14 protein-coding genes and 4 tRNA genes are annotated in these 17,563 nt (G+C 59.1%); 12 read left to right on the forward strand and 6 right to left on the reverse strand.

Annotated elements, in window-relative coordinates:
- Nucleotides 1-10 precede the first annotated feature (10 nt).
- The 7 genes from alaS (at nucleotide 11) to mgtE (ending at nucleotide 6,690) form a co-directional block, all read left to right on the forward strand.
- Entirely contained in the window at nucleotides 11-2,635 is a 2,625-nt protein-coding gene (gene alaS / locus FW796_RS08160) for an alanine--tRNA ligase (protein WP_346632330.1), read from the forward strand.
- A gap of 97 nt (nucleotides 2,636-2,732) precedes the next feature.
- Nucleotides 2,733-3,974, forward strand: a complete 1,242-nt coding sequence (locus tag FW796_RS08165) for an aspartate kinase (RefSeq protein WP_102860691.1) — start codon at nucleotides 2,733-2,735, stop codon at nucleotides 3,972-3,974.
- Between the two features lie 188 nt (nucleotides 3,975-4,162).
- Entirely contained in the window at nucleotides 4,163-4,351 is a 189-nt protein-coding gene (gene csrA, locus FW796_RS08170; protein ID WP_002554426.1) for a carbon storage regulator CsrA, read from the forward strand.
- A 62-nt stretch (nucleotides 4,352-4,413) separates the two neighbouring features.
- Nucleotides 4,414-4,504 (forward strand) — tRNA-Ser (locus tag FW796_RS08175).
- A gap of 107 nt (nucleotides 4,505-4,611) precedes the next feature.
- A tRNA-Arg gene (locus FW796_RS08180) sits at nucleotides 4,612-4,688 on the forward strand.
- Between the two features lie 72 nt (nucleotides 4,689-4,760).
- Nucleotides 4,761-4,837 (forward strand) — tRNA-Arg (locus FW796_RS08185).
- A 410-nt stretch (nucleotides 4,838-5,247) separates the two neighbouring features.
- Nucleotides 5,248-6,690: a magnesium transporter gene (gene mgtE / locus FW796_RS08190; RefSeq protein WP_446439227.1), complete on the forward strand. Its 1,443-nt coding sequence runs from the start codon at nucleotides 5,248-5,250 to the stop codon at nucleotides 6,688-6,690.
- Nucleotides 6,691-6,801: 111 nt separating this feature from the next.
- On the opposite strand, the gene FW796_RS08195 is transcribed toward mgtE, so the two are convergent.
- Nucleotides 6,802-7,128 (reverse strand): Arc family DNA-binding protein, encoded by a 327-nt coding sequence (locus FW796_RS08195; protein ID WP_016968184.1) that lies wholly within the window; start codon nucleotides 7,126-7,128, stop codon nucleotides 6,802-6,804.
- Between the two features lie 378 nt (nucleotides 7,129-7,506).
- Between FW796_RS08195 and phnN the strand changes: the two genes are divergently transcribed.
- Nucleotides 7,507-8,088 (forward strand): phosphonate metabolism protein/1,5-bisphosphokinase (PRPP-forming) PhnN, encoded by a 582-nt coding sequence (phnN, locus tag FW796_RS08200; RefSeq protein ID WP_346632328.1) that lies wholly within the window; start codon nucleotides 7,507-7,509, stop codon nucleotides 8,086-8,088.
- On the opposite strand, the gene FW796_RS08205 is transcribed toward phnN, so the two are convergent.
- Together FW796_RS08205 and FW796_RS08210 are read right to left on the reverse strand one after the other, a co-directional pair.
- Nucleotides 8,063-8,242, reverse strand: coding sequence for a PA3371 family protein (locus FW796_RS08205; protein WP_346632327.1), 180 nt, complete (start codon nucleotides 8,240-8,242; stop codon nucleotides 8,063-8,065). The two genes, phnN and FW796_RS08205, sit on opposite strands and share 26 nt — an antisense overlap.
- A gap of 23 nt (nucleotides 8,243-8,265) precedes the next feature.
- A complete protein-coding gene (locus tag FW796_RS08210; protein WP_446439228.1) occupies nucleotides 8,266-8,505 on the reverse strand; it encodes a hypothetical protein in 240 nt (79 codons plus the stop codon).
- Nucleotides 8,506-8,800: 295 nt separating this feature from the next.
- On the opposite strand from FW796_RS08210, the gene FW796_RS08215 reads away from it, so the two are divergent.
- Nucleotides 8,801-8,877, forward strand: a tRNA-Arg gene (locus FW796_RS08215).
- A 13-nt stretch (nucleotides 8,878-8,890) separates the two neighbouring features.
- On the opposite strand, the gene FW796_RS08220 is transcribed toward FW796_RS08215, so the two are convergent.
- The 3 genes from FW796_RS08220 to FW796_RS08230 are packed head-to-tail and all read right to left on the reverse strand — an operon-like array spanning nucleotide 8,891 to nucleotide 13,117.
- The gene (locus tag FW796_RS08220) at nucleotides 8,891-9,550 is read right to left on the reverse strand and encodes a DUF1266 domain-containing protein (protein WP_404937503.1); all 660 of its coding nucleotides are present in this window, start codon (nucleotides 9,548-9,550) and stop codon (nucleotides 8,891-8,893) included.
- Between the two features lie 7 nt (nucleotides 9,551-9,557).
- Complete coding sequence (locus tag FW796_RS08225) at nucleotides 9,558-10,799, reverse strand: hypothetical protein (protein ID WP_446439229.1); 1,242 nt, start codon at nucleotides 10,797-10,799, stop codon at nucleotides 9,558-9,560.
- Entirely contained in the window at nucleotides 10,790-13,117 is a 2,328-nt protein-coding gene (locus FW796_RS08230; protein ID WP_346632323.1) for a hypothetical protein, read from the reverse strand. The genes FW796_RS08225 and FW796_RS08230 overlap by 10 nt, the downstream gene beginning before the upstream one ends.
- A 527-nt stretch (nucleotides 13,118-13,644) precedes the next feature.
- On the opposite strand from FW796_RS08230, the gene FW796_RS08235 reads away from it, so the two are divergent.
- From FW796_RS08235 to FW796_RS08245, 3 genes are all read left to right on the forward strand, one after another.
- Entirely contained in the window at nucleotides 13,645-15,249 is a 1,605-nt protein-coding gene (locus FW796_RS08235; protein ID WP_346632322.1) for a response regulator, read from the forward strand.
- On the forward strand, nucleotides 15,246-15,935 hold the full coding sequence (locus FW796_RS08240) for a sensor histidine kinase (protein ID WP_346632321.1): 690 nt from the start codon (nucleotides 15,246-15,248) through the stop codon (nucleotides 15,933-15,935). The genes FW796_RS08235 and FW796_RS08240 overlap by 4 nt, the downstream gene beginning before the upstream one ends.
- A 344-nt stretch (nucleotides 15,936-16,279) precedes the next feature.
- Complete coding sequence (locus tag FW796_RS08245; RefSeq protein ID WP_346632566.1) at nucleotides 16,280-17,521, forward strand: glutamine synthetase family protein; 1,242 nt, start codon at nucleotides 16,280-16,282, stop codon at nucleotides 17,519-17,521.
- Nucleotides 17,522-17,563 lie beyond the last annotated feature (42 nt).

Consider the following 17,563-nt stretch of genomic DNA (forward strand, 5'->3'; position numbering starts at 1 on the left):
GAAGAACCTAATGAAAAGCGCAGAAATCCGTGAAGCCTTCCTTCGCTTCTTCGAAGAGCAAGGCCACACCCGTGTAGCCTCCAGCTCTTTGATCCCAGGCAACGACCCCACCCTGCTGTTCACCAACGCGGGGATGAACCAGTTCAAGGACTGCTTCCTGGGTCAGGAAAAGCGCGCTTATACCCGCGCTGTCAGCAGCCAGAAGTGCGTCCGCGCCGGCGGCAAGCACAACGACCTGGAAAACGTCGGTTATACCGCTCGTCACCACACCTTCTTCGAAATGCTGGGCAACTTCAGCTTCGGTGACTACTTCAAGCGTGACGCCATCACTTTCGCCTGGACTTTCCTGACCTCCGACAAGTGGCTGAACCTGCCGAAGGAAAAGCTCTGGGTCACGGTTTACGCCAGCGACGACGAGGCTTACGACATCTGGACCAAGGAAGTCGGGGTGCCGGCCGAGCGTATGGTGCGCATCGGTGACAACAAGGGCGCGCCTTACGCTTCCGACAACTTCTGGACCATGGGCGATACTGGCCCGTGCGGCCCTTGCACCGAGATTTTCTACGATCACGGCGCCGATATCTGGGGCGGCCCACCCGGCTCGCCTGAAGAGGACGGTGATCGCTACATCGAAATCTGGAACAACGTGTTCATGCAGTTCAACCGCACCGCCGATGGCGTTCTGCACCCGCTGCCGGCGCCGTCGGTGGACACCGGCATGGGCCTGGAGCGGATCAGCGCAGTGCTGCAGCATGTGCACTCGAACTATGAAATCGACCTGTTCCAGAGCCTGCTGGACGCGGCAGCCAAGGCCATTGGTTGCACCAATGATGCCCAGGCGTCGCTGAAAGTGGTGGCCGACCACATCCGTTCCTGCGGTTTCCTGATTGCCGACGGCGTGCTGCCGTCTAACGAAGGTCGTGGTTATGTGCTGCGACGGATCATTCGTCGTGCCTGCCGTCACGGCAACAAGCTGGGGGCCAAGGGCAGCTTCTTCTACCAGATCGTCGCGGCCCTGGTGGCCGAAATGGGCGAAGCCTTCCCAGAGCTTAAATCCCAGCAGGCGCATATCGAACGCGTGCTGAAAGCTGAAGAAGAGCAGTTCGCCAAGACCCTGGAGCAGGGCCTGAAGATCCTCGAACAGGATCTGGCGGCACTCGAAGGCTCGGTAGTGCCGGGCGACGTGGTGTTCAAGCTCTACGACACCTACGGTTTCCCCATGGACCTGACCGGTGACATCGCCCGTGAGCGCAGCCTGACCCTCGATGAGGAAGGTTTCGAGCGCGAGATGGAAGCCCAGCGTGTACGTGCCCGTTCCGCCAGCTCCTTCGGCATGGACTACAACAGTCTGGTCAAGGTCGATGTGGCCACCGAGTTCACCGGCTATCACGCCACCAGCGGTTCGGCCAAAGTGGTCGCCCTCTATAAAGAAGGGCAATCGGTCGACGTACTTAATGAAGGCGAAGAAGGGGTTGTGGTTCTTGACCAGACTCCGTTCTACGCCGAGTCCGGCGGACAGATCGGTGACTGCGGTTACCTGCAGGCTGGCAGTGCACGTTTTGATGTGCGCGACACCACCAAGACCGGTGGTGCGTTCCTGCACCACGGCGTACTGGCGTCGGGCAGCCTGATTGTGGGTGCTCCGGTTGAAGCTCAGGTCGATGCCGACGTGCGTCACGCCACTTCGCTGAACCATTCGGCCACCCACTTGCTGCACGCCGCACTGCGCCAGGTACTGGGCGAGCATGTACAGCAGAAGGGGTCGCTGGTGGACAGTCAGCGCCTGCGTTTCGACTTCAGCCACTTCGAAGCGATCAAGCCCGAGCAGATCAAGGCCCTGGAAGACATCGTCAACGCCGAGATTCGCAAGAATACGGCGGTGGAAACCGAAGAGACCGACATCGATACCGCCAAGAAGAAGGGGGCCATGGCGCTGTTCGGCGAGAAGTACGGCGACAGTGTGCGCGTACTGAGCATGGGCGGTGATTTCTCGGTTGAGCTGTGCGGCGGTATCCACGCCAACCGTACCGGCGACATCGGCCTGCTGAAAATCACCAGCGAAGGCGGTGTGGCTTCCGGCGTACGGCGTATCGAAGCGGTCACCGGTGCTGCGGCCTTGGCGTACCTGAACGCTGCGGAAGAACAACTCAAGGAAGCGGCGACCCTGGTCAAGGGCAGCCGTGACAACCTGATCGACAAACTGTCGGCCGTGCTGGAGCGCAATCGTCTGCTGGAGAAGCAGCTTGAGCAACTGCAGGCCAAGGCAGCTAGTGCGGCGGGTGATGATCTGTCCGCTCAAGCGGCAGACGTCAAGGGCGTGAAAGTGCTGGCTGCGCGTCTTGACGGCCAGGACGGCAAGGCGCTGTTGGCGCTGGTGGATCAGTTGAAAAACAAACTCGGCCGCGCAGTGATCCTGCTCGGCAGTGTCCATGAGGAAAAGGTCGTACTGGTTGCGGGTGTAACCAAGGACCTGACTGGCCAACTCAAAGCCGGTGATTTGATGAAACAAGCCGCTGCGGCAGTGGGTGGGAAGGGTGGTGGTCGTCCAGACATGGCTCAAGGCGGTGGTGTTGATGCTGCTGCGCTGGATGGGGCACTGGCCCTGACCGTGCCATTTGTCGAACAGGGTATTTAAGGCGCCGAGCCGGGCCCGTCGTCTAGTGGCGGGCCCTTGCGCTGTGCAGTTTGATTGATTAACGGGCGCCCCTTTACGGGCTGAGGCGGCTTAGAAAATGGCTTTGATCGTACAGAAATTTGGAGGCACTTCGGTCGGCTCTGTCGAGCGGATCGAGCAGGTCGCCGACAAGGTGAAGAAGTTCCGCGAAGCCGGCGATGACCTGGTGATCGTGCTGTCGGCGATGAGCGGCGAAACCAATCGCCTGATCGATCTGGCCAAGCAGATCAGTGGCGAAGCCAAACCGGTTCCCCGTGAGCTGGATGTGATCGTCTCCACCGGCGAGCAAGTGACCATTGCGTTGCTGGCCATGGCGTTGATCAAGCGTGGTATTCCGGCGGTGTCCTACACCGGCAACCAGGTGCGCATTCTTACCGATAGCGCTCACAATAAAGCGCGAATCCTACAGATCGATGATCAGAAGATTCGTGGTGACCTGAAGGCCGGGCGTGTGGTTGTGGTTGCCGGTTTCCAGGGCGTTGACGAGCACGGCAACATCACTACGTTGGGTCGTGGTGGCTCCGACACCACCGGTGTGGCGCTGGCAGCGGCCCTGAAGGCTGACGAGTGCCAGATCTATACCGATGTAGATGGCGTCTATACCACTGATCCACGTGTGGTACCCAAGGCTCAGCGCCTGGACAAGATCACCTTCGAAGAGATGCTGGAAATGGCTAGCCTCGGTTCCAAGGTGCTGCAGATCCGCGCGGTCGAGTTTGCTGGCAAGTACAACGTTCCGCTGCGCGTGTTGCACAGCTTTCAGGAGGGTCCGGGCACCCTCATTACTATTGATGAAGAGGAATCCATGGAACAGCCGATCATTTCCGGCATCGCTTTCAACCGCGATGAAGCCAAGCTGACTATCCGTGGCGTGCCAGACAATCCTGGCGTGGCCTTCAAGATTCTCGGCCCAATCAGTGCGGCGAACATTGAAGTCGACATGATCGTGCAGAACGTTTCGCACGATAACACCACCGACTTCACCTTCACCGTGCACCGCAATGACTACCTGGCGGCCCAGACTGTGCTGGAAAACACCGCCCGTGAGATCGGCGCCCGTGAGGTGGTCGGTGATACCAATATTGCCAAGGTCTCGATCGTTGGTGTTGGCATGCGCTCCCACGCGGGTGTGGCAAGCCGCATGTTCGAAGCCCTGGCCAAGGAAAGTATCAACATCCAGATGATCTCCACGTCCGAAATCAAGGTTTCGGTGGTGATCGAAGAGAAGTACCTGGAGTTGGCAGTGCGTGCGTTGCACACCGCGTTCGAGCTTGACGCTCCAGCCCGCCAGGGCGAGTGATAGGTGTTTGAAAGGGGCGCGGTCTGACCGCGCCCTTTGTGTTTTTGATCGGCACGGCAGAAAGCTGTTCTTTTGCCCGTGCTAGTCAATACTTAGGCGTGTAGGACTGCAGCCGACCAGGTTGTAGGCCGACACCCTTTTTTTTGCAGACTGTAGTCCCTGAAAATGTAATGCGTGAGGAGAAAGGTATGCTGATTCTGACTCGTCGGTGCGCAGAAAGCCTGATCATTGGTGATGGCGAGATCACTGTGACCGTGCTCGGCGTCAAAGGTAATCAAGTGCGTATTGGTGTCAACGCCCCCAAAGAAGTGGCGGTTCACCGTGAGGAAATTTACCTGCGGATAAAGAAAGAGAAGGACGAAGAACCAAGCCATTAATTTTTATCGTTTTTTTTGTTTGCAAACGGGGAGAAAGCTGGTTAATATACGCCCCGTGTTGCGGAGAGCTGGCCGAGTGGCCGAAGGCGCTCCCCTGCTAAGGGAGTACACCTCAAAAGGGTGTCGGGGGTTCGAATCCCCCGTTCTCCGCCATTATTTGTTTAGTACGTTGTAATCTGGCTTCTTCTGTAAGTTGTTGAAATTACTAGAAAAAGTGCTTTACAAAAAGATTTAACGGCCTATAATGCGCGGCAACAAATGCACTCGTAGCTCAGCTGGATAGAGTACTCGGCTACGAACCGAGCGGTCACAGGTTCGAATCCTGTCGAGTGCACCATTTAAGAGTTAGTTGCAGCAATGTAGTTAACTTGGCTTCAGCCAGTTGTGGTCTGGTCTAAAAACACAAAATGCACTCGTAGCTCAGCTGGATAGAGTACTCGGCTACGAACCGAGCGGTCACAGGTTCGAATCCTGTCGAGTGCACCATACACCAGAAAGCCCGCATCGAAAGATGCGGGCTTTTTGCTTTCTGCGTTTTATTTATTTGTCGTTCTTCTTGCTCGTCCGGCTGGAACGGCTTTGCTCTTCGGAAGTCGAATGCTCTGCCTGTCGCCGAACTTTTTTCTCCCGGTGTGTGTTTTCTTTTTCTGCCGGGGCGTCGCAGTTTCATAGATTCGGACACTACTCAGGTTTATGCCGCAAGCGCTTGTTCTTGCCACGATTTTTTAACGTTTAAAACTGCCAAGCGGTGTATCATTGCGCCCGTCAGCCCCGCCGGGGCTTGTGGAATACCTCCATGGACTTACCCAGTAGTTACTCAGTATCCCGTTTTCACAATCATGAACTGACTGATTGATCCTTCCGGCGTGCTCCTCTGCTGGGAGTGGAGTTCGCCTATGACCGAAGTAGAAGTAAAGAAAACGCAGGAAAGCCTGCAAGACCGCCTCGCTCAAGTCGTTGAGCTGCTGCAGCGCCAGCGGGTGGTTGAAGACCTGACGCACCGTCAGGAAGGTCACCATCACGATCGGGTCGAGAACCTGGTCCATCGGCAAAATCTCGTCGAATTGCAGCGCAAGCTCGATGATCTGCACTCTGCCGACGTTGCCTACATCCTTGAAGCCTTGCCTCTTGAAGAGCGCCTGACCGTCTGGCAGTTGGTCAAGGCCGAGCGTGACGGCGACATCCTTCTCGAAGTATCCGATTCCGTACGTGAAACCCTGATCGCCGACATGGACGATCACGAGCTCCTGGCTGCTGCCAAGGAGATGGACGCCGACGAACTTGCTGACCTGGCTCCCGAGCTGCCGCGAGACGTCGTCCATGAGTTGATGGAAGCCCTTGACGGCCAGCAGCGTGAGCGAGTTCGCTCTGCGCTCTCCTATGACGAGGAGCAGGTCGGTGCGCTGATGGACTTCGAGATGGTGACGATTCGAGAGGACGTCAGTCTTGAAGTGGTTCTGCGCTACCTGCGCCGTCTCAAGGAGCTGCCGAGCCATACCGACAAGCTGTTTGTGGTGGATTACGACGGCGTGCTCAAGGGTGTCCTGCCGATCAAGCGTCTGTTGGTCAATGATCCGGACAAGCAGGTCGCGGAAGTCATGGCCAGCGACCCGGTGAGCTTTCATCCGGATGAAGATGCCTACGATGCGGCTCAGGCATTTGAGCGTTATGACTTGATCTCGGCCCCGGTGGTTGACAAGAACGACAAGCTGATCGGCCGTTTGACCATTGACGAAATGGTCGACCTGATTCGTGAGGAGAGCGAGACCGAAGTTCTCAATATGGCCGGTCTGCGGGAAGAGGAGGATATCTTCGCCTCGGTCTGGAAGTCCCTGCGCAACCGTTGGGCCTGGCTGGCAATCAATCTGATTACCGCGTTCGTCGCGTCTCGAGTGATTGGTCTGTTCGAAGGCTCTATCGAAAAGCTGGTAGCCCTGGCGGCACTGATGCCAATTGTTGCGGGTATCGGCGGCAATTCGGGTAATCAGACCATCACCATGATTGTCCGGGCCATGGCCTTGGACCAGGTGAGTACTGGGAATACTTCACGCCTGATGCGCAAGGAACTGGCAGTAGGCCTGATCAATGGTCTGGTCTGGGGTGGGGTGATCGGTGTTGTCGCCTACATGCTCTACGGGAGTTGGTCGTTGGGAGTGGTGATGACCGCCGCGATGACCCTGAACCTGCTGTTGGCGGCCCTGATGGGGGTTCTGATTCCCATGACGCTGGCGCGCTTGGGGCGTGACCCGGCAATGGGGGCCAGCGTAATGATTACTGCCATGACCGACAGCGGTGGCTTCTTCATCTTCCTTGGTTTGGCGACGATCTTCCTGCTCTGAGCCAGCCTCGCACATCGGTTTATTCGCGAAGCGCCTTTATGGCGCTTCGTTGCTTTTATCGCAGGCAAAAAAAAGCCAGCGGCTAGGCTGGCTTGAGCTTTCAGGGTGAAATCAGTTGGCGTCTGCGGCCATTTCGGCGTCATGGGCGATCAGCGAAACCAAAGCGTTCTGCTGGCGATGAGAGAGTTGACGGAAGCGTTGAAGCAGTTCGCGTTCATGCAAGGACAGCTCAGGGCTATCCAGGCGCATGCTCAACTCTTCACCCAAGGCACCTTCCTGAATAAGACTCTGTTCCAGGCGCGCGATGATTTCGGAGTTCATGCTGCGGTGATGATTGCGAGCCACCTCGGCAATGCGTTCACGCATCCCGTCGGGTAGACGTACGACGAACTTGTCAGCCGTACGGCTGGAATAAATTGCCTGTTTCAATGGGCGCATATATTTAACCGGTTAGTTCAGGGGAGCGGTTCTCGGAATTGGCCGCGGGCTGTCTTTTAGGACAAGCCTGATTGCCAAATGTTCAACCTGAATTGTTAAGAGGCCCGCATCATGCCTCAAAATTGCCAGATCCTTGGCGTCAATTCTGTGACAAATATTGAACTGGATAAAGGCGTTATGCCAGCACCAATTATCAGAAATGCGGACTGGTTTGAAAAGATCGCCGGGCCCGCGTTGTTGGCCGCATTCTCCCATTCGACGGGAGTGTCAGTGCACGGGCGAAGGTGCATGCTATGCGGTTGAGAGTGTAATCCCTACCTGTTAGAGGATAGTGGCAAATGGCCGATTTACTAGTTGTGCTGTCCGGAGCGGCAGCCTATGCCGGGTAGAGTGATTTATTTGATGGGGCCGTCAGGGGCCGGCAAGGATAGCCTGATTGATGCGGCCAGGCAGCCTTTAAGTGCGTTGGGATGTGAGGTTGTAAGAAGGGTGATCACGCGCTCGGCCGAGTCGGTGGGCGAGGAGGCGTTGGGGGTTACTGCCGAGGAGTTCGAGCGACGGGTGGCTCGGGGCGATTTTGCCTTGTTTTGGCGAGCCAATGGTCTGGGTTATGGCATTCCCGCGCAGATCGATGCTTGGCTGGCGCAGGGGCAGAATGTGCTGGTCAACGGCTCTAGAGGTCATTTGCCTCAAGCGCGGGAGCGTTATCCTGATTTAATTCCGATAGTTCTGATGGTCGATACCGACGTATTGCGCCGTCGCCTGCTGCGTAGAGGCAGGGAAAGCCTGCCGGAGATAGAGCGTCGCCTGCAGCGCAATGAAAAATTTGCCACTGCTGCCTGGCTGGATGAGGAGCAGGTCGTGCGTCTAGACAATTCGGGTGAGTTGACGACAACCCTGGAGGGGCTGCTGGTCATACTGAGCGAGAAGGGGGTCAGCGCAATACCGGGTCGAACTTGATCTTGCGCCCGGCCAACAGCGCCAACAGGAATAGGCTGAACATTGAGCCGCAGATGATCAGAGCTGCATTGGCCTGGGGGGCTTCCGGCAGCAGCAAGGCGGCGATAGCGCTGAGCAACGTCAGAATAAGCAGGCTTTTGGCTGCGGTGGACATAGAAGGCTCCTGAAGTCTTGGTCTTAAAAAATCCAGCGTTCGGTTGGCGTGGCGGCTGGTTGCTGCGGTGTCTTTTCCTGGGTAACCCTGGTTACGCTGCGAGGCTCGCCCTGGGTGTTCATGACTGCCAGCTGCGGTGTCGGGTGCTGGTTGTAACGGGCGCTGGACAGTCCGGCAGGGCCAGCGTTGTCTGCAGGTTGAAAGTGAAAAGCCACCAGTACGGCAATGGCGATCGCATTCAAGAGAAACAGGGCGCTGTTCATGGGCGTCATCTCCGCAGTGTTTTATCCACTGATAAAGCAGCCTGCGTGCCAAGAGTTTAACTGTAGATAAACTCTTTAAAAACAATAACTTGAGATTGATTTTGGATGTCGGTGAATTGCATTTTGCAATGATGGCTTTTTGCGGTGATGCAATTTGCACGATGAGACCCCGAGTGAGCGGATCGCTCCTGACGGCTCGTGCAAAAAGCCCTATGGATAACATGACAAATGCGGCCTTGGCCGTTAACATGCACGCCGTCCTACGCGCCGTGAAGTATCAGGCGCTTGCAGTTTTGTCTCAGTAGCTCAATTGGATAGAGCATCCCCCTCCTAAGGGGAAGGTTGGCAGTTCGAACCTGCCCTGGGACACCATCCCTTCGCGGTCTCAATCCGCCACAGGCAACAACGCCGGCAGGCCCTGCCAGGCAACCCCAGCCCAGATGCCGCTACCGGGCATGAGCAGCCGGCTCAGGCTTGCTTCATTGAACACCTCACCCAGAGAGTCGGCCCTGAACGCCGCGATCCATTGGCTGCGCCCGAGCATGAAGGCTCTGCCGAAGTCTTCCCAGTCGCTGAAGCAATCCTGAGCTCGTTGGGCATTGAGGAGCATGATCCTCCATCCGCTCTCTGTGTCGATCCAGCCCATCAACATCGCGCAGCGGACAAAGAAGGCGCTGCGCACGCAGGCGAAGGCCATTGCTGCTCGCGGGTCGTCGGTGGCGTTCAGGTCGTGCAGGTCAACCCGGAACCACTGGCGTTCCAGGGTGCTGTTCAAGTGTTCGCGGACTTCGTCGTTCGTGGCGTTGCTGCGAAAGCCGATCTGGTGCAGCAGCGGGGCCCTGAGGGAGGCTTTCGCCTGATCCATGAAATGGGTGGTCTCGGGATCGAAGAAGCCGGTCATCCCGGTGGCATCCACCATGGGTTGGGCCAGGCTCAGTGCCCAGCGTTTGCGTGGCGTGAACACCACCAGAGACGTAGGCGACTGGCGGCGAAAGTAGCGCCACACCAGCCAGGCGCCGAAGGCTACGGCAATTATCGTCATCATGTGCGTTTCACCGGTTTCTGGCCTGCCAGGCTGCGATTTCCTCGGCCTGGGGAGGAGACATGTCCGTCCAGGGCACGCCTTCGGTCCGATACAGCGGGTCGTCGGCGTGGCGTTGTGGCCATGGGCTTTTCTTGAAGATATGGCGGGTGGCGTACTTGACTGATGGCGCCTGGGGGGCAACTTCCAGCAGCAAGTCGGACTGGCGGGCCGCCACCAGCCATTCGACCATGGCCGACGGGGCGTCCAGTCGGTAGAACAGTTGCGGGTAGCGAGCCACCAGGCGGGTCTGGGCTTGCGCATCGCTGACTTCCTCGATACGCAACCAGCCGGCATCGGTGCGCACGATGCCGATGGCAATGCAGTCGGCTGGCGTCTGCAGGTCGGTGTCCAGGGTGTTGAGGAGGCGCAGCAGGTCCTGGAAGTAGCGCTCGATGGGCGGGCGGTTCTGCTTGCCTTTGACTTGCTCCACGGTCAGTACGCCGTCGTCCTGGATGATCAGGCTGACGGTGATGTGAGGCTGGCCCTGGGCATCACGCAGACTGAACACGCGCATGCCCTGTTGCTCCACGGCTTCGGCGTAGCGTTCACCGTAGCCGCCGGTCAAGGCTCGGCGGTTGGCGAATTGTCCCAGGCAGTGGCGCATCACATAGCTTTCGAAGGCCATTTCAGCCCGTAGCAACGGGCTTTCCGGGCGCAGTTCGACCCAGGTGTGTTCGGCGCAGGAGACCGCCACATTGAGGGCGTCGGGAGAGCTCTGGCGCCAGCCCTGATCGACCCGGGCGGCCATCTGTGCGTGCTCTTTTTCCCATAGTGCCAGGGCCTGCGGGCAAGTGATGCGCTCCAGCTTGCCCTCCAGTGCCGTGCCTTTACGCGAGGTCAGGAACTCCACCAGTTGCGCTTCCTGCTGCAACAGCAATGGCTCCAGCGGGTCGACCCATACCAGCGCCGCCACGGTCTTGGCGGCGTCTTCGAGTTGTACCTTGGCAGCGCTGTCGAAGTACCCGCTTACCCAGGCCGGCGGCGCGTCACTACCCAGTGCCGCACAGGCGTCATCCAGGGTCTGGATGCGCCGCGCAGGTTCGAAGTTGCCCACCAGGTGGCGATAGAAGTGATTCAGCAGCCAACCCTGCACCCCATCCTCGTCGCCGCGCCCTTGGCTGCGCTGAGTGATGCCGCGTTTCAGTTCATCGGCATTCAGCAGGTTGCGTGGGGCGTAGCTGGGGCTGCGTTTGTCGGCGCTTACTTCCATATCTGCCACCAGTTTTTTTTGCCGGCCGGTTGAGCCGGTGCTTGCAGCTCGCTCAGGATCTCCTCGATCCGGGCGCGGCACCTGATGTCGTAGTCATCGTCCGGGGTGCACAGCGCCAGGGTTCGTGCGCAGTAGTCAATGGCTTCGGCGGTGCGGCCACGGGCCTTGAGGAAGTCCACCGAGCTGGACATGACCGAGACTTCGTTGAGGGTCAGCACTGCTGGCTCGTAACGCTGCCAGAGGCTGTCGGCGTTGTCGGGATGGGCATGGGCCAGGTAGCGCGCGACCTGAATCCGGGCGAACAGCGCCGAGCTGTCCAGTTGCCGATCGCTGACACCTTGCTCTTCCTGCCACTTGAGCAGGCGTTCGAGCCAGATGAGGATTTCGTTGTCGCGATCGAGCTTGTACAGGGCGTACACCACGGAGGCGACGTACTCATTCGGGTCGTGGCGGCTGTAGCCGAACTCCGCCGAGTAATGCCAAAGCTGTTCTGCCGCATCGATGATGCCGGGCAGATCCTCCAGGCTGATACGTGCACTGAGCAGGCCGTTGTAGTGTTCGGCGAACGGGCTGGCGGCGATGCCGCGTGTGTGCAGTTCGATGGCGTCTTCGTAGCGGATCTGGTTGTAGTAGCGATAGTTGATCGCCAGGTTGTTGCAGAGCATGGAGTACAGGTGCGCGCAGGCATCGTAGGGGTGGCCGCTGCCGCTGGCGAAATAGCGTTCCATGTGGGCCTGGCCCTGCTCGTAGGCGTCTTTCTGCGCTTCGCGCAGCAACGAATAGGCCTGGTCCCGGGCGTCCTTGGGCAGCTTGTCGGCTTCAGTCTCTGCCAGGTCTTCGATGCTCAACGCATAGTTGTAGGCGTATTTGCCGCAGGACAGCACCGGCTTCGGCGCTTTCAGTGCCTCGATCACCCCCAGGCTGTTGACCCGAGCGGCAAACAGCGAGAACGCGCTGCGGTTGTCCTGCATACGGCCTGCCTGGATGGCGTTTTGCAGCAGGCTGGCTTCGGTGGTTGCGTCGATCAGGCCGCGCTCTGCGTCATGCACGGCGGCCAGGCGGGTGATCCAGGGCTGCTCGGGGGCACGCCGCAGGGCTTCGGCGCGGGCTTCGGCAAACAGTGAGTCGCGTGTCTCCAGATCTTCCATGGCCTGGTGCAGGGCGGCCAGCAGCGGGGTGGTATCGGACTCGGTGGTTTCGATGTTCGGCAGCGCCTCGAGAAAACTCTGCAGTGCTTCCTCGGTAATACAGGCACGCATCACGCAGATCGGCCACCAGGCACTGCGCTCTTCGGGATCTTGCAGGCGGTCGAGAACCAGGCGGGCGGTAGCTGGCCAGAGTTCGGTTTGCCTGTCGTAGATGTCGATGAAGGCTCGAAACCCCGCTTCGTCGATGCGTCCGGCTTCCATCAGCCAGGGCAGTTCGTACTCGATAAAATTGTTGCCGCCGTCAGAATCCAGGCTCAGGGCGGCGGCATTGCAGACCTTTAAGGCTCCGGCCAGGTCGCCCTGGGCGTGCAGGGCGCGGGCGGCCAGGCGCGCAGTACGCACTTCCCACTCGCGGCGCTGAGGCAGCGAGAGGCCTGAGGTCAATTGGGCGATGGGTTGTTCGAACAGCGCCAGGCGCAACGGGATGATCTCGATCAGCGAGTTGCCCAGCCACAGCCAGTCGCCTTCATCGATGTCTTGGTCGGGACCGGCCGTGCGTACGGCGTTGACGGCTTCCAGCGCGGCGCTACGGGCTTCTTCATCACGACTGTGAAAGGCCAGGACGCGGGCGCGGCGTTGATACTGGTCGGCAGCATCCCAGGCACGCAACGCTACACGGGCAGGATTGCCCAAGGTCAGGGCATAGCGCACTTCGATGGTTTTCAATGCGACTTCGAGGCGACCCTGTTCCAGCTCGTCGAAGATTCGGTAGCGACGATAGTGCTCGACATTGAAGTCCAGGGTTTGTGTGGCCATCTGGTTGAGTTGCTCGAGCACCTCAAGCAAGGTTGTGTCGTCGTCCAGATAACTGGCGACTCGCAAGCGCAGGATGGCCAGGTTCATTGTCAACTCGGCGCGGGCGGGCTCATGCACGGCTTGCAGCAGAGCATTGCCATCCTCTGCGATAACGGCCCGGGCCGCGGCTGAATCACCGGCCTGCATCCATAGCGTGTGCAGGCGGTCGATCGAGGCCAGGGAGTCGGCCCGCAGCGGCTGTGCTTGCAACTGGGCCAGCAGGGTATCGGTTTCCTGGTCCTGTTGCTGTGCCTCAAGGCGGTCCATGAACTGTTCCAGTTCAATCCCGGTTATCGCACTGCTGTCATGCGCCATCGTTAACTCCATTTGATAATGACCTGCGCATCCCATGATGCACTGCCTGGCAGACCGGCATTTGCTCGTCGATGATACCGCCGTCGGGCGTCATGCCGATCCTTCGACACCCGGATTGCAAGCCTGTGGGGCTTGCGACTGATGGAACCTTTGCCGGCTGGCCGGCCCTGCTTGCAGGGCCGGTATTGCGGAGCAAAAACGATCGAGGCTTTGAGGCGCAGCACGCTATCAGGTGATGTTTCAGAATCCAAGGTTTCAACACGCAGCCAAAGTGTTTTTCAGCGCTGGGCCAGGACTTTTTACATCAGGCAGCAAATGCTGTCCGGCCACTTTAAGGGAATGGCGAATTCGGCCGATAACTTCAGTGGACAATTGTGTTCCCAAGTGGCGATCTGCATCACAGGTCGACTTGAAAGTGCTTGATAGCCCGTGGCCAGCAGCTATTATCTGCGCGCCAAAAACAGGCTGCGAAGCCGGGTGGGTCCTGCTGTCCCTGGATTGATCTTCTTACTTGCCTGGAATCTTCGATGCTGGCGTACCACCAAAAGAGCTTTTTGATCGTCGATGATTTCTCGGACTTCCGCAGTTCGGTGCGTTCGATGTTGCGTGAGCTGGGCGTCAAGGACGTGGACACCGCCGACACTGGCGAACAGGCCCTGCGCATGTGCGCGCAGAAGCGCTATGACTTCATCCTCCAGGACTACCATCTGGGCGACGGCAAGAAAAACGGCCAGCAGGTGCTGGAAGACCTGATGCTGGAAAAGCTCATCAGTCATGAGAGCGTGTTTCTCATGGTCACTGCCGAGAGCAGTCAGGCCATGGTACTCAGCGCCCTCGAGCATGAGCCCGATGCCTATCTGACCAAGCCCTTCAATCGTTCCGGCCTGGCCCAGCGCCTGGAGCGCCTGCAACAGCGCAAGACCCTGCTCAAGCCCATTCTTCAGGCCCTTGATCGGGGCAAACCGGTGGAAGTGCTCAACGCCTGCGTCGCTCTGTGCAAGCAGGACCCGCGTTACGCGCCGTTGTGCCTGCGCTATAGGGCCGATGCCCTGCGCGACATGCATCAGAACGAGCCTTTGGAGCGCCTGTATAACAGTATTCTGGCGGACCGGCCGTTGCCCTGGGCCTACGTCGGCCTGGGGCGCCTGCTGTTCAAGCGCGGGCAGGTAGGCGAAGCCAAGGCTGTCTATGAAAAGGCCCTCAAGGCTTTCCCGATGATGCCGGGGCTCTATGACGGACTGGCGGATGTGCTGGTGGCCGAAGGCGACACCAAGCGTGCCCAGAATGTCCTGGAAGAGGCAGTGCGCCTATCGCCGTTGGCGGTGCGTCGTCAGGCGCTGCTGGGCAAGCTGGCCATGGCCAACGAAGACTTCGACAGTGCTTCCAGGGCCTATCGGCAGGCTGTATCTCAGGGCGCGCAGTCGCGCTTCAAGGATCCGGAAAGCAATCTTGGCCTGGCCCATGCCTTGATCAGCAAGGGCAGTGAAAAGGGCCTGGACACCCGCACTCGCCTGGAGATCAACCAGACCCTGAGTGCGGTGGCCAAGGAAAACCCCACCGACCCTGGATTGCAGATTCGTGCGCGGCTGATGAAGGCCACCAGCCTGCTGCTCAATGATGCGGAAACCGCAGAGAAACTCACCGAGCAGGCGCTGATGCGCCTGGACGGCATGGAGCAGTTCATGAGTCCTGAAGCGGCATTGCTGGTGGCCAAGCAACTGCAGATGTTGGGGCAGGCCAGTGCCGGTGCCTCGATGTTGAAAAACTGTGCGGAAATCTACGGCGACGATCCGAAGGTCATGCAGAACATCGCCAAGCTCACCGACGATCCGACTATTCTCAGTTCGTCCAATGCAGCGGCCGACATCAACCGCCAGGGCGTGCGCAGTTACAAGGCGGGCAATCTGAGCGAGGCTCGGGAGCTGTTTCGCAAGGCTTTGGCCATGCAGCCGAAGAACATCAGTATTGCCCTGAACATGGCGCAGTCGCTGTTGCACGGCACTGACCCCAATACAGACGCGGCGCTCCTGGAAGAATGCCAGGCGTGCCTGAAAATGGTCGGCATGATGCCCGATACCGACGCGCGTTATCCGCGCTACCAGAAGCTGCGAAGCAAGGCGTTTGGCGAATGAACGAAGAGCAACAGGCGCTCGATTTCTCCACGGTGATTGCCTCCACCGTCCATGACATGAAAAATTCCCTGGCCATGCTGATGCAGGCCCATGCCCAGTGGCAGGCCCGTCTGCCCGAGGCGCACCTGGCGCCCGAACAGGGGGTGATCGATTACCACTTCGCTCACCTCAACGGCATGCTGGTGCAGCTCCTGGGGCTGTACAAGCTGGGGGTCAACCAGTTGCCGCTGCAGCCGGCCTACCACGAGCTGGATGATTTCATCGAAGCGCAACTGGTGAGCCATCAGGATGTGTTCAGGAGTCGTGGAATCTCTGCCACCTATGAGGTCGACCCCTTGAGTCCCCTGGGCTTTTTCGATCGAGAGCTGATTGCCTCGGTGTTGGCCAACTGCATCAACAACGCGCTGCGTTACGCCCGCCATGCACTGTTGATCACGGTCAGTGACGAAGAGGGGCAGGTGGTGCTGTCCATCAACGATGACGGCGACGGCTACCCGCAAGCGATGATCGAGCGTCAGGCCGATTATGTGCAGGGCATCAATCAGAGCAGCGGCAGCACCGGGCTGGGGCTGTATTTCGCCGGACGCATTGCCGAGCTGCATCAGCGCAATGGCGTGTGCGGGCACACCCGTATCAGCAACGGCGGCCCATTGGGCGGCGGGCTGTTCAAGCTGTACTTGCCTTGAGTGCCTGATCGGCGTGGTCGCCGAAGACTGCGGCGGCCAGGTGTTATCAGGGTGGCCAGGCCCTATCAGGGGCTATTGCCTTCTTCTTTTTCAAGATCGGTCCCGGCAATGACGTGTGGGTTGCTCGCCGGGAGTTCGTGCCCTCCCGGGATTTTATTCTTGTCTGCTTGAAATCCTGAACGGGTGATGCGTATTTTGTACGGGTCGCCGTTCGCGGCTCGTATAACAACAAGGATTGAGTCATGACAACCGATGGCCACAGTTCACTCGCCGAGCGATTGACGGGCATTGATGAGATTGAATGCGTCACTCCGGATCTCAATGGCGTGCCGCGGGGCAAGGTGATGACAGCCGAGGGCTTTCTCGAAGGGCGGCGTTTGCAGATGGCTCGCGGGGTGCTACTGCAATGCATCATGGGCGGGTATCCGCCGGCACGGTTTTACGGCAGCGACGACGGCGACCTGGCGCTCAATGCCGACCCTCGGCAGATTCATCGTCTGCCCTGGAGCCAGACACCACGGGCACTGGCCATTTGTGATGCGGATGAGCTCAGTGGCGAAAGCTCGCGACTCTCCACCCGCGGCCAGCTCAAGCAGGTGATCGCACGCTATTCGGCCCTGGGGCTGGCGCCGGTGGTGGCCACTGAGCTGGAATTCTTCGTGTTCGCCGCCAATGACGATCCGGCACAGGCTTTTCGGCCTCCGGTAGGCCTGGACGGTCGACGGGAGGAGGGCTACTCGGCATTCAGTGTCAGCTCCAACAACGGCCTGCGGCCGTTCTTCAAGGAAGTCTACGAGTGCATGGCGGCCCTGGGCTTGCCTCGCGATACCTTCATGCATGAAATGGGCGTCAGCCAGTTCGAGATCAACCTGTTGCACGGCGATCCGCTGCTGCTGGCAGACCAGACCTTCCTGTTCAAGCACCTGCTCAAGGAAGTGGCCCTCAAGCACGGGCTGATCGTGGTTTGCATGGCCAAGCCCCTGGCTCATACGCCGGGCAGCTCAATGCATATTCACCAGAGCCTGGTGGAGATCGGCAGTGGGCGTAACGTCTTCAGCGATGACACCGGGCAGCCGACGGCGATGTTCCGCCATTTCATCGGCGGGCTACAGGCCGGGCTGGCGGACCTCACCGCATTGTTCGCGCCCAACGTGAACTCCTATCAGCGCTTGTGCCATCCTTACGCTTCGCCGAACAATGCTTGCTGGTCCCATGACAATCGGGCTGCGGGGCTACGTATTCCGGCCAGTTCGCCGGTGGCGCGGCGGGTGGAGAATCGCCTGCCGGGCGCGGACGCCAATCCGTACCTGGCGATTGCGGCGAGCCTGGCAGCGGGCTTGCACGGGATCGAGAACGAGCTGGAGCCCGCGGCGGCTATCCAGGGTGAGTTCGAGGTTCCGGACAATCTGTCGCTGCCTTGTACCTTGCATGCGGCGTTGGAGCGTCTGAAACGTAGTCAGTTGGCAAGGGAACTGTTCGGCACCGAGTTCATCGAAGGCTACATCGCTTCGAAGACCATGGAGTTGACCAGCTTCTTTGATGAAATCACTCCCTGGGAGCGGCGTGTGTTAGCGGCCCAGGCATAACCGAACCGTCGCTGGTCGGGTCCTGATTTGCCAAGGGCCCGG

The sequence above is a fragment of the Pseudomonas sp. 910_21 genome (genome assembly GCF_052850735.1).

Excerpts from the sequence above, each read along its gene's own strand:
- phnN (WP_346632328.1), top strand. The coding sequence starts at position 7,507 with ATGCCGGGTAGAGTGATTTATTTGATGGGGCCGTCAGGGGCCGGCAAG.
- FW796_RS08225 (WP_446439229.1), bottom strand. The coding sequence starts at position 10,799 with ATGGAAGTAAGCGCCGACAAACGCAGCCCCAGCTACGCCCCACGCAAC.
- FW796_RS08230 (WP_346632323.1), bottom strand. The coding sequence starts at position 13,117 with ATGGCGCATGACAGCAGTGCGATAACCGGGATTGAACTGGAACAGTTC.
- alaS (WP_346632330.1), top strand. The coding sequence starts at position 11 with ATGAAAAGCGCAGAAATCCGTGAAGCCTTCCTTCGCTTCTTCGAAGAG.
- FW796_RS08195 (WP_016968184.1), bottom strand. The coding sequence starts at position 7,128 with ATGCGCCCATTGAAACAGGCAATTTATTCCAGCCGTACGGCTGACAAG.
- FW796_RS08235 (WP_346632322.1), top strand. The coding sequence starts at position 13,645 with ATGCTGGCGTACCACCAAAAGAGCTTTTTGATCGTCGATGATTTCTCG.
- FW796_RS08165 (WP_102860691.1), top strand. The coding sequence starts at position 2,733 with ATGGCTTTGATCGTACAGAAATTTGGAGGCACTTCGGTCGGCTCTGTC.
- FW796_RS08205 (WP_346632327.1), bottom strand. The coding sequence starts at position 8,242 with ATGTCCACCGCAGCCAAAAGCCTGCTTATTCTGACGTTGCTCAGCGCT.
- FW796_RS08210 (WP_446439228.1), bottom strand. The coding sequence starts at position 8,505 with ATGAACAGCGCCCTGTTTCTCTTGAATGCGATCGCCATTGCCGTACTG.
- FW796_RS08220 (WP_404937503.1), bottom strand. The coding sequence starts at position 9,550 with ATGATGACGATAATTGCCGTAGCCTTCGGCGCCTGGCTGGTGTGGCGC.
- FW796_RS08245 (WP_346632566.1), top strand. The coding sequence starts at position 16,280 with ATGACAGCCGAGGGCTTTCTCGAAGGGCGGCGTTTGCAGATGGCTCGC.
- csrA (WP_002554426.1), top strand. The coding sequence starts at position 4,163 with ATGCTGATTCTGACTCGTCGGTGCGCAGAAAGCCTGATCATTGGTGAT.
- mgtE (WP_446439227.1), top strand. The coding sequence starts at position 5,248 with ATGACCGAAGTAGAAGTAAAGAAAACGCAGGAAAGCCTGCAAGACCGC.
- FW796_RS08240 (WP_346632321.1), top strand. The coding sequence starts at position 15,246 with ATGAACGAAGAGCAACAGGCGCTCGATTTCTCCACGGTGATTGCCTCC.